Below are 8,464 nucleotides of genomic sequence, written 5' to 3' on the forward strand. Positions count from 1 at the left end.
CGCCACCTATTTGGTCATCCGAAATTTATAAAAACCATAAAAAAGACCGGGGTGAGCCTTTTGTGACTCGCCCCGGTGACTTTGCAGGTGTTTCCAACAGCCAGAAGGACAACGACCAATTTGAGAAAGCTTCGATTTAGGAATCGCGACCGCAGCCCCGATGCTCAAATCTGCTGCTATTGTGTCACAGCCCAGAATGAATGCGTCAGCCGCTTGTGAGCAGGTTGTAAGGAGAATGTAAATCGGGATTTGGTGCCCTACACTCAACGTCGCACCGCGTTCCAAGCGGCACGGAACGGCCATGAGAGGGCGAGAAACACCCCGCCCACCACTCCGGCAACCAATTCCGCTGGAAGCAGAAACAGACGCAGGACCGGCCGCAGCACGGATTTCACCCCCTGGTTCTTCTCATAGGCCAGATGAAGAAGCATGATGGCGATGATGCCGGTGAACTTCACCGCCTTGGCGATGTGATAATGCCCGTCCGCGCCGCTGACGAGGCTGAAGCCACCCAGCTCGACAACCTGCCTCACACTGTGATCCCAGTAGAGCTCCAGGCCGAGCAGCAAGCCGACAAAACCGACCAGCAGGAACGCTGTGTGCTCCAGCCATGGCTGTCTTTCCAGCAGCTTGATGCAGTAGCCCGCCACCAGCCGCAGGGTGATGATGCCCAGCGTCACGCCGACATAGACGAGCACCTTGCTGTCGCGGGCGAACGCCACGGCAGCCACCACGTTGTCAAAGCTGAGGCTCAGATCGAGAAACGCGATCATCGCGATGGTGGAGGCAAAACTGTGATGACTGACGTTCACCACACCTCCTTCCTCCGGGGCAGCCTCCTTCTGCTCGGCAAAATGAGCGCACATCAGCCACACGAGGTAGAGAGAGCCGCCGAGCATCAGCCAGTGGTTCCCCATGATGTAACCGGCGGTGAAGAGCGCCACGATCCGAAAGCCGTAGGCTCCCGCGTAACCGATGGTCATCGCGGTCTTCCGCTGCTTCTCGTCGAGATGAGAGGCCATCGCGGCGATGGCCAGGGCGTTGTCCACTGAGAGCAGCCCCTCGATGAGCACCAGGGCGAGGATGACGGGTATGCCGTCCTTGACTGTCTGCCAAAGGTCGGCGGCGGCGAGAATATCGAGGGCAATCATCAGGAAGCGTGAGCTTATGAATACGAGGATTCCACGCGCTTCGCCACGTCTTTGTAGCCGTAGTCGGCATTGTAGATTTCCTTGAGCGCGTCCAGGCTCGCGCTTCGGTCGCCCATTTTTTCGAGCACGTTCGCCAGTTCGTAGAGGACTTCCTTTTTGACCGCGTCCATGACGACGAGTTCCTTCGCAGCCTCCATGAGGGAGGTCTTGGCGAGGTCGTTCATGTTTTTGCGCTCGAAACAGCGGCCGAGCAGGAGGATCGCCTTGATGCGCATGTTCGGGTTCGACTTCGCCTGCTGCAGCTCGGGGATCGCCTCGGTGTACATGCCGGCGTTGAAATAGGCCTGGCCCAGCTCGTAGCGCAGCGTCTTGTCCGTCGGATTGCGGTCCACACGGCCTTTGGCCTCGTTGATGACCACCGAGGAGCGCTGGCGGCGGATTTCAGCCACCTGGGCGCGTTTTTCCTCAATGTCCGGCGCGTCCGGGTTGGACTCGATCTCGCGTTCGTAGTCGGCGATCTGCTGCTCCTGCACCTTGTCGCGCATGATCTCCACCTTGCGCTGCAGCGCCACGTCACCCGGATTCAGGGTGTTGAGCGCGTAGTCGTAAAACATCAGCGCGTTGTCGATCTGCCCCAGGCGCTCGTAAAGATCGGCCATGCGCTTGACGATGACAATGTTCGTCTGGTCGGCGTTGTACTGCTCGATAGTCTCGGCCAGAAACTGCTCCATCTGCTCTTGGGTCATGCCCTGGCGGTTGAGCATCTCGAGTTTCGCTGCCTCTCCCGAATCCTTCATCGCGCTCTTGAAGTTACCGCCCTTGTCGGCGGCGTCCCAGCCCTGGCGCAGGATGGAGGTGCGCGCGGCGGCGTCCTTCTCGCCCTTGGCGGCGTCCATGTCGCGCGGATCGACCTTCACGATGGCGCGGTAGATCTCGCTGGCTTTTTCCGGCTCGGACGTGGCCATGTAATGCAGCGCCAGCTTGTGCATGTTTTTTGTGTTCTCCGGGTGGCCGCGGCGGATTGTCTCCAGCGCAAAGGCGGCCAGTTCGGGGAAGTGAATCTTCATCGCCAGATCATAGAGCTGCTCGTTGGCGTTCAGGTTGAAGGGGTCCTTGCGGAAGGTGGTTTCCTCCAGGTCGGCGATCTGCTCCGCCGGGTCCTTCTTGGAACCGCCCTTGAACAGGCCGCCGCCGAGGCTGAATCCCTTCTTTGCTCCGCCGCTCACCTCGCCCTCCGCGCTGCGCAGCAGCTTGCGGCCGTCGAGGAATCCGATGTTGTCCTTCACGATGGGCAGTACCTGGTCGATGACATACTCCCAATTTTTCCGCTCGGCGGAGATCAGCGCTTTCTTCCAAAGGGATTGGTACTTGGGGTCGAGTTCGGCTTCCTGAACGATCATAATCCGGTGGGTGCTTTGCTGGTTGAGTGAAATGTGGCGGCTCACTTCTTGCCGCCGCCAAACCAGGCGGCGATGCCGCGCAACTCCTCCCCGGTTCCCTCGGTCAGCCCCTTCATGCTGAATCCGTGCTCGAAGAGCACCATCCAGACGAAGGTGGCGGCCAGGAAGGCCAGGGTCCAAAGGACTTTGGAGAGAATGCGCATGAGTGAATTCCTGCACTCTATGAAGAAAAGCCCGGAATCGTCCAGCACGGAGTTGCACAGGCGGAAAATGCCCCGCCAGGCCTTACTCCTTCTTGAACAGCAAACGCAGGCTGTTCAGGCACACCACGACCGTGCTTCCCTCGTGCGTGAGAACCCCCAGCGTCAGCGGCACGATGCCAAACAGAGACGCCACGGCCATCACGATCACGCTGCCAAGGGAAATGAAGATATTTTGCTGGATGATGCGCCGCGCCTGCTGGCTGATGCGGCGGGCGGAGAGGAGTTTTTCGATTTTGTCCTTCATCAGGACGACATCGCTCTGCTCCAGCGCGGCATCGCTACCGCGGGCGCCCATGGCGACGCTGACGTAGGCGGCGGCGAGGCTCGGGGCGTCGTTCACGCCATCGCCGACCATGGCGACCTTGCGACCCTGCTGTGTGAGTTCGCGGATGGCGGCCACTTTATCCTCGGGGTGCAAGCCCGCACGCACTTCGCTGAGACCGAGCTGCTTCGCCACCTCGGTGGCGGCGGCGCGGCGGTCACCGGTGAGCATGATGGTGCGAACGCCGTCTTTGGCGAGGCTTTCGAGCACGGCACGGCTTCCAGGACGCACCTCGTCCTTGAGCAAAATGCGGCCGACAATCTGCTCGTGCAGCACCCAGACCTCGCTGAAACCGAGCGGCGCGTCAGGAACACCCGCCAGCGCATCGCCGAGGGCGCTGTCTTTCACCAGCTCGCGCCGGCCGACGTAGCTCAGACCATCCTCGGAGCGTCCGCGCAAGCCCTGGCCGGCGATGGATTGAAACTCGGCCAGTTTTTCCGCCACGATGCCCTGCGTCAGTCCGTGCTGCGTGATGGCCCGGGCGATGGGGTGGTTCGAGTTCGACTCCAAGCTCACCGCGATGCGCAAAACGTCCTCCTCGCGGCCCGCTGGGAAGGATTCGATCTTGGCGACCTTCATTTCGCCCTCGGTGAGCGTGCCGGTCTTGTCCATCGCAATGACATCGACCTCCGCGAGTTTTTCGATGGCGGCCCCGCCACGGAACAAAACGCCATGCCGCGCCCCCCAGGCGATGGCGGCCAGAATCGCTGATGGAATCGACAAAACGAGCGCGCAGGGGCTCATGACGACCAGCAGCGTCATCGCGCGGTAAAATGAAGATTTGGAAGCCGCCGTGTTTTCAAACGGCGGAATGCCAAATGCGAGCCACCACACGAAAAACATCACCGCCACGATGCTGAGCGTCAAAATCGTGTAGCGCGTCCCAAAACGGTCCGTGAAGCGCTGGCTCGGCGCGCGCATGTGCTGCGCGGTCTGGATGAGGGTGATGATTTTTGCCAGCGCGCTCTGCGTCGCCGGCTTGTCCACGCGCACCTGCACGAGGCCCCACAAATTGAGCGTGCCGCCAAAAATCGCCGCGCCGGTTTCCTTCGTGATCGGCAAAGCCTCTCCCGTGAGGGTCGATTCGTCCGCCGCGGTCAGCCCGGAGGCCACCGTGCCATCGACGGGGAACAATTCGTCCGGCTTCACCACGATCACATCCCCGATGCGCAGCGACGCCACGCCGCGATCCTCCGTCGTCCCGTCCGGCAGCAGCACATGCGCAAATTTCGGCGCGGCCTTCGTCAGCGCGTTGATCTCGCGATGCGTGCGGTAGAGCACAAAATGCTCCAAAGCGCCGCTGGTGGAGAAAAGGAAGAGCAGCAGCGCCCCCTCCTCCCACGCCCCAACCGCCACCGCGCCGAGCGCGACGGCGAGCATGAGGAAATGCACATCGAGCCTGCCTTCGCGGATGTTTTCCCACGCATCCTTCGCCGCATCCCAACCGCCGGAGATGAGCGAAATGCCAAACAGCACCTGCGAGACCCACATCGGCGCATCGGCGAACTTTTCGACCAGGTAGCCCGCCACCAATGCCAGGCCGCAAATCGCTGCCTGCACGGCCAGCGTGCGCCATTCGTCATCGCTCTCCTGCTCGATCTCATCTGCTTCCGGCCACTCAAACTCGCGCCACTTCCAAAACTTCGGCGCGGTGGGGCAGGATGGCTTGCCGATCTGCATGACGCCGCCGCTTTTGCTGACGTCAAACATCGCCGTGTGCTCCGGCACCTGCTTCAGCCACTTTGCATCAATGGTGCGCAGCACCTCGGCCAGTTTGGCCTGCAGCAGCTCTCCATCCACACGCCCGAGCGTGGCCATCTCGACCTTCTTCGACTCCGGATCGAGCCGGATCGCCTCCACCGCAGGCTCATCGAGCAGGAAGGATTCGATGGCGTGTATCCAGGCGTTGTCGGGGGTGTTGGGCATGAACAAAAAGCAAAAGTCAATTCAGGATGCGGCAAAACTCGCGCAAGTCCTGCCACGGCGGAGCCGAATCGGGATAACCCTTGTGGCTGACAACCCCTGTCTTGACATCCACAAAGATGTCCGGTTGCGCACGTCCAGCGTAGCCTACCACTGTCAAAGCTCGCCACCGGCTTCTTTCGCGAATGACTGGGGAGTTTGCTCCACACGCTCCCTCGTAGCGGGCGAAATAAAGCGTGGCAAGAATGTCGGCCTCCGCTGCATCAACTCCATCAACAAGATTGATGCTTTCGAATTGAGCCTTCAATGAACGGCTTTCGTCGAATGCATAACTCTTTGGAACGACTGGCTCGGAACTCGAGCAGCCAACCACGAGAATGCCGGCCATCACAGCGCAGAACCTGTTGAAAAATGCATGCTTCATTCTGTTGTCACCTCCGGATACTGCTGTCGCAGGAAGATCAAATCGGCGAGATCCTTTTCGCGGTAGGTTTTGCGTTTCATGCGCCAAAGCAGACGCGGGGAGGCAAAGGGAATAGGCACGCCTTGAACCTCTCGAATCACCACGTCTTTGGCCGCCTCGTCATATTCGATGCCTGAGGCAGACTTCATGAGATCGATCACGATCTCATCGGCGACGCGGACGACGGTGTATTTTGCGACTTCGCCGGGCTGAAGATGCAAAACGGCCTTGTCGGGCAAGGATTCGAGGCAGTGATAGACTTTGGCCTCGTTTTCGGAGCTGGTGTCGAATAGCAGATCCACATCGCCCGTGGTGCGGCCGTAGCCGGCATACATGATGGCGAAGCCGCCGACGATCATGTAGCGTGCCCCGCTGGCATTCAACAGGCGGCACATGGAGACAAGGTCGTCCTCGGTGGGCGCTCGGGAGGCTAGCTCGCCCTCTTGCGGTTCATCATTTTCGTCATCCATGTGTCTGCCTCCTCGTGGGTTTTGAAACGATAAACTCCACGCGGGCAGATGCCGCGCTTCTGGCCTGCCATGACCTGGTTCAGCGTTTTTTGCAGTCCGGCACCGGATGGCGGCACGCGGCGGCCCACGGTCTTGCCGATGAATTCCTCCACGTTGATGACGGGTCTGGGCTGCATGATGGCAAAAGTAGGCGCGGGAGGGGAAGTTGCAAGGCGCGTGACAAGCACGGGCGACTCGCGCATCATGCGCGCCATGACTACCCACCTCGTCGCCGGAGCGTTGCGCCTGTTTTCGGGCTCGGTGGCGCGTTGGCAGGGCTGCGGGCCAGAATTGAGGCAGCGCGTGTATTTCGCCAATCACACGAGCAACCTCGACGGGCCGGTGCTTTGGGCCTCGCTGCCAACGGAGGTGCGGATGCTCACGCGGCTGATCGGCGCGAAGGATTACTGGTCCGTGGGCCGGGTGCGGCCGTTCCTTGCCTACCGTGTCTTCAATGCCGTCCTGATCGAGCGCAAACAAGTCACGCGCGAGGCGAATCCGCTCGATGACATGGTCAACGCCCTCGGCGAGCGGCATTCGCTGATCCTTTTTCCCGAAGGCGGCCGGCAGACGACGCCGGAGCCGCAGCCCTTCAAGCCGGGGCTGTTTCATTTGGCGAGAAAACGGCCGGATGTGGAACTGGTGCCGGTGTGGATGGAGAATCTGAACCGCATCCTGCCGAAAGGCGAAGTGCTGCCAGTACCGGTGCTTGGCAGTGTGACTTTTGGTGCTCCGATTCGATTGGAAGAAGGCGAGACCAAACCAGATTTCCTCGTTCGAGCGCGTGAGGCCGTGCTGTCGCTAAGGCATTGATCGTCGCTGCATCGACGGCAGCCTCTCAGCCAGCTTCGCACGCAGCTCTTTGAGCACTTTCGCATGCTTCGGGTCATTTGCGAGGTTGGTGTACTCGTGCGGATCGGTGTCGTGGTCGTAGAGTTCGATGCCGTTGCGGCCTTCGTCCCACTCGGTGCAGCGCCAGCGGGCGGTGCGAATCGTGCGGCCCCAATGCTCGGCGTTTTTGCCGCGGCGGGCTTGCGTGAAAGCGGCGGCGTGAAGCTCGGCGGAGGCGTTTTCGAGGAAGGGACGCAGGCTTTTGCCTTCGAGCTGTTTCGGCGATGAGATGCCGCACAGATCACAGAGCGTCGGAAAGACATCGGTGAGCTCGATGAGGCTGTCGCTGCGCTGGCCGGCGGTTTTCATGCCGGGCGTGGCGAGGATGAAGGGCACGCGTGCGCTTTCTTCAAAAAGGCTGCGTTTGTGCCACAAACCATGCTCGCCGAGGTGCCAGCCGTGGTCGGAGGTGAAGAGGATGATCGTGTTGTCATCGAGCCCCGCTTGTTTGAGCGACTTCAGCAAGCGACCGACCTGCGCATCGACGTAGCTGACACACGCTAGATAGGCGCGAATGGCGGCGCGACGCTGCTCGGGCGTAGCGGTGAGCGCATAGCCCGGCACCGCGCCATTGCGAGCAGGCTCGGGGATGTCGGCTTCATCATCGGCGGGCGCTTCGGGCAGCGTGATGCTTTCGAATGGATATAGATCAAAATACTTCGCCGGAGCCACGAGCGGCAAATGCGGCCGGTGAAAGCCCACGGCGAGAAAGAAGGGTTTTTCCTTCTCACGCTTACCCAGCCATTCGATGGCCGTTTTCGCAAACACGCCATCGACGAGCTGGTCGTCATCGCCGGGGATTTCCTGCCAGCCGAGGCCTTCTTTCTTGCCTCGCTTCACGTTGACGATGCTTTTGCGATCCGGCGGGAAGGGCAGCTCGCTCTTGAACGGCGTGCCGAAGTCCCAGCCTTGCGGATCGTCCATGCTCTCGAGGCCGCTGGGCACGCCGAGGTGGAAAATTTTGCCGCAGCGGGCTGTGGCGTAGCCACTCTCACGAAAGTGATGCGGCATCGTGAGCACGCCGGGATGATTCGTGTAGAGGTTGTCCTCGTTGTTCGTAACCCGAGTTGTGTTCGGCCTCATGCCCGTCATCATGGATGAACGCGAGGGATTGCAGTGCGGGAACTGGCAGTAGGCCTTGTTGAAGACCACGCCACGCTTCGCCAGCGCATCAAGGTTCGGCGTCTTCGCCTGCGGATGCCCGTAGCAGCCCAGCGTGGCCGCGAGGTCGTCGGACATGAGCAGGAGGACGTTCGGCTGCGCCGAAAATGAGGAATGAGGAATGGCGAATGACGAAAGGAGAGCGAGGAGGAGCGATTTCACGATGGGGCGTGAACGAAGCGCCGTGACGCTTCCTTCCGGTGAGTTGGAGTCTAGGCTTTAGCCGATCTTTGACCTCACGAGTGCCTCAAACCGTCGGCTAAAGCCTAGGGCGTGTTTTAAAATTGTACAGATAGAGCAACTGGTGTAGCGAGAAGAATGGAATTACATCCAAGCTATCAGTTGGCGGTGCCCAAGCTGGCCCGTGTTATAAGAGCCATA

The 8,464-nt window shown here is 60.5% G+C and carries 9 protein-coding genes; 1 reads left to right on the plus strand and 8 read right to left on the minus strand.

The features are described 5' to 3' along the window. Positions 1-263: 263 nt before the first annotated feature. The 7 genes from ACILSE_RS09695 to ACILSE_RS09725 all read right to left on the minus strand — a co-directional run bounded on the left by ACILSE_RS09695 (position 264) and on the right by ACILSE_RS09725 (position 6,168). The gene (locus tag ACILSE_RS09695; protein WP_395717182.1) at positions 264-1,151 is read right to left on the minus strand and encodes a DUF475 domain-containing protein; all 888 of its coding nucleotides are present in this window, start codon (positions 1,149-1,151) and stop codon (positions 264-266) included. 14 nt (positions 1,152-1,165) lie between these two features. Next, positions 1,166-2,551, minus strand: coding sequence for a tetratricopeptide repeat protein (locus ACILSE_RS09700; protein WP_395717183.1), 1,386 nt, complete (start codon positions 2,549-2,551; stop codon positions 1,166-1,168). 41 nt (positions 2,552-2,592) lie between these two features. Next, positions 2,593-2,754, minus strand: coding sequence for a hypothetical protein (locus ACILSE_RS09705; protein WP_395717184.1), 162 nt, complete (start codon positions 2,752-2,754; stop codon positions 2,593-2,595). Between the two features lie 82 nt (positions 2,755-2,836). Beyond that, complete coding sequence (locus ACILSE_RS09710) at positions 2,837-5,062, minus strand: heavy metal translocating P-type ATPase (RefSeq protein ID WP_395717185.1); 2,226 nt, start codon at positions 5,060-5,062, stop codon at positions 2,837-2,839. Between the two features lie 16 nt (positions 5,063-5,078). After that, positions 5,079-5,447: a hypothetical protein gene (locus tag ACILSE_RS09715; RefSeq protein WP_395717186.1), complete on the minus strand. Its 369-nt coding sequence runs from the start codon at positions 5,445-5,447 to the stop codon at positions 5,079-5,081. Between the two features lie 32 nt (positions 5,448-5,479). Then, a complete protein-coding gene (locus ACILSE_RS09720; RefSeq protein WP_395717187.1) occupies positions 5,480-5,992 on the minus strand; it encodes a hypothetical protein in 513 nt (170 codons plus the stop codon). Further along, complete coding sequence (locus ACILSE_RS09725) at positions 5,953-6,168, minus strand: hypothetical protein (protein ID WP_395717188.1); 216 nt, start codon at positions 6,166-6,168, stop codon at positions 5,953-5,955. Before ACILSE_RS09725 ends, ACILSE_RS09720 begins: the two co-directional genes overlap by 40 nt. 76 nt (positions 6,169-6,244) lie before the next feature. Here ACILSE_RS09725 and ACILSE_RS09730 point away from each other — a divergent pair, with 76 nt between their 5' ends. Then, positions 6,245-6,844: a lysophospholipid acyltransferase family protein gene (locus tag ACILSE_RS09730; protein ID WP_395717189.1), complete on the plus strand. Its 600-nt coding sequence runs from the start codon at positions 6,245-6,247 to the stop codon at positions 6,842-6,844. Here the strand turns inward: ACILSE_RS09730 and ACILSE_RS09735 are convergent. Continuing rightward, entirely contained in the window at positions 6,833-8,245 is a 1,413-nt protein-coding gene (locus ACILSE_RS09735) for a sulfatase (protein WP_395717190.1), read from the minus strand. The two genes, ACILSE_RS09730 and ACILSE_RS09735, sit on opposite strands and share 12 nt — an antisense overlap. Positions 8,246-8,464 lie beyond the last annotated feature (219 nt).

This window comes from Prosthecobacter sp., assembly GCF_044236155.1.
Classification (GTDB): Bacteria; Verrucomicrobiota; Verrucomicrobiia; order Verrucomicrobiales; family Verrucomicrobiaceae; genus Prosthecobacter.

Coding starts and splice junctions, on each gene's coding strand:
- ACILSE_RS09695 (WP_395717182.1), bottom strand. CDS start 1,151: ATGATTGCCCTCGATATTCTCGCCGCCGCCGACCTTTGGCAGACAGTC.
- ACILSE_RS09700 (WP_395717183.1), bottom strand. CDS start 2,551: ATGATCGTTCAGGAAGCCGAACTCGACCCCAAGTACCAATCCCTTTGG.
- ACILSE_RS09705 (WP_395717184.1), bottom strand. CDS start 2,754: ATGCGCATTCTCTCCAAAGTCCTTTGGACCCTGGCCTTCCTGGCCGCC.
- ACILSE_RS09710 (WP_395717185.1), bottom strand. CDS start 5,062: ATGCCCAACACCCCCGACAACGCCTGGATACACGCCATCGAATCCTTC.
- ACILSE_RS09715 (WP_395717186.1), bottom strand. CDS start 5,447: ATGGCCGGCATTCTCGTGGTTGGCTGCTCGAGTTCCGAGCCAGTCGTT.
- ACILSE_RS09720 (WP_395717187.1), bottom strand. CDS start 5,992: ATGGATGACGAAAATGATGAACCGCAAGAGGGCGAGCTAGCCTCCCGA.
- ACILSE_RS09725 (WP_395717188.1), bottom strand. CDS start 6,168: ATGCAGCCCAGACCCGTCATCAACGTGGAGGAATTCATCGGCAAGACC.
- ACILSE_RS09730 (WP_395717189.1), top strand. CDS start 6,245: ATGACTACCCACCTCGTCGCCGGAGCGTTGCGCCTGTTTTCGGGCTCG.